Annotated in this window: 2 protein-coding genes; both read left to right on the top strand. The window is 73.3% G+C overall.

The genetic code is table 11. The annotated features are described in order from the left end of the window. Positions 1-809: DODA-type extradiol aromatic ring-opening family dioxygenase (locus AC27IQ_RS25200; RefSeq protein ID WP_487091253.1), on the top strand; the 809-nt coding region annotated here is incomplete at its 5' end. 77 nt (positions 810-886) lie between these two features. Then, positions 887-1,048 (top strand): hypothetical protein, encoded by a 162-nt coding sequence (locus AC27IQ_RS25195; RefSeq protein WP_487091252.1) that lies wholly within the window; start codon positions 887-889, stop codon positions 1,046-1,048. Positions 1,049-1,129: the final 81 nt, after the last annotated feature.

Below are 1,129 nucleotides of genomic sequence, written 5' to 3'. Positions count from 1 at the left end.
CCCCCTGCCCACCTATTTCCTCGTCGCACGGCGGCGGCCCCTGGCCGTACGTGCCCGAGATGCGCCGCACCATGCGCGCGCTCGAGCAGTCGCTGCAGGACATCCCGCGCCAGATCGCCACCCGCCCGCAGGCCGTGCTGGTGGTGTCCGGCCACTGGGAGGACGAGGCCTTCGCCGTGATGTCCAGCCCCCGGCCGCCGATGGTGTACGACTACTACGGCTTTCCGCCCCACACCTACGAGGTGCGCTACCCGGCGCCGGGCGCGCCGGCCCTGGCGCAGCGGATCGCGGCCCTCATCGGGGCCGCGGGCCTGCCCAGCCGGCTCGATGCGGAGCGGGGCTTCGACCACGGCACCTTCGCGCCGCTGCAGGTGATGTATCCGGCCGCCGACGTGCCGGTGATCCAGGTGTCGCTGCAGCGCGATCTGGACCCGGCCCAGCACCTGGCGCTCGGCCGCGCGCTGGCGCCGCTGCGCCATGAAGGCGTGCTGATCGTCGGCAGCGGGCTGAGCTACCACAACCTGCGCCGCTTCGGCGAGGCCGGGCGGGCGCCTTCGGTGGCGTTCGACCAATGGCTGCAGGACGCGCTGGTGCACACGGATCCGGCCGACCGGCCCGCGCGGCTGATGGGCTGGGAAAGCGCGCCGGCGGCCCGCATCGCCCACCCGCGCGAGGACCACCTGATTCCGCTCATGGTCGCGGCCGGCGCGGCCGAGGCCGAACGGGCTGACTGCGTGTACCACGAGGAAGGCGTGTACGGCGGCGTGACGGCGTCGAGCTTTCGCTTCGGCGCCGGCGCGGCGCACTGAAACGCCCGGCAACGCCTGGCCCGGGCGCTTCGGGCATCATGGGCAGCCTCTTTCACTGCACGCCGCCGCGCCACGCCATGAAGCCCCTTCTCGCCCCTGCACGCCTGTCCCCGCTCTTCGTGGCGGCCACCCTGATCCTGGGCGCCGGCGCGGCCACGGCCCAGACGGCCCCGGCCGGATGCCGAGCCCACCTGGATGGTCAGGCCACCGGGCGGCGATCTTGGTGCCGAAGCCCGTGACCGTCGTGTCGGAAGCATTCAGGGCGGTCACGCTGCCCGTGGAGTATTCGATGTTCGACAGGCCGGAAGCCGAGGAATTGG

It is taken from the genome of Acidovorax sp. KPB24-07 (genome assembly GCF_057543315.1).
The sequence above is the reverse complement of the archived record's forward strand: the minus strand, read 5'-3'. Positions and strand labels throughout refer to the sequence as shown.

Coding starts and splice junctions, on each gene's coding strand:
- AC27IQ_RS25195 (WP_487091252.1), top strand. CDS start 887: ATGAAGCCCCTTCTCGCCCCTGCACGCCTGTCCCCGCTCTTCGTGGCG.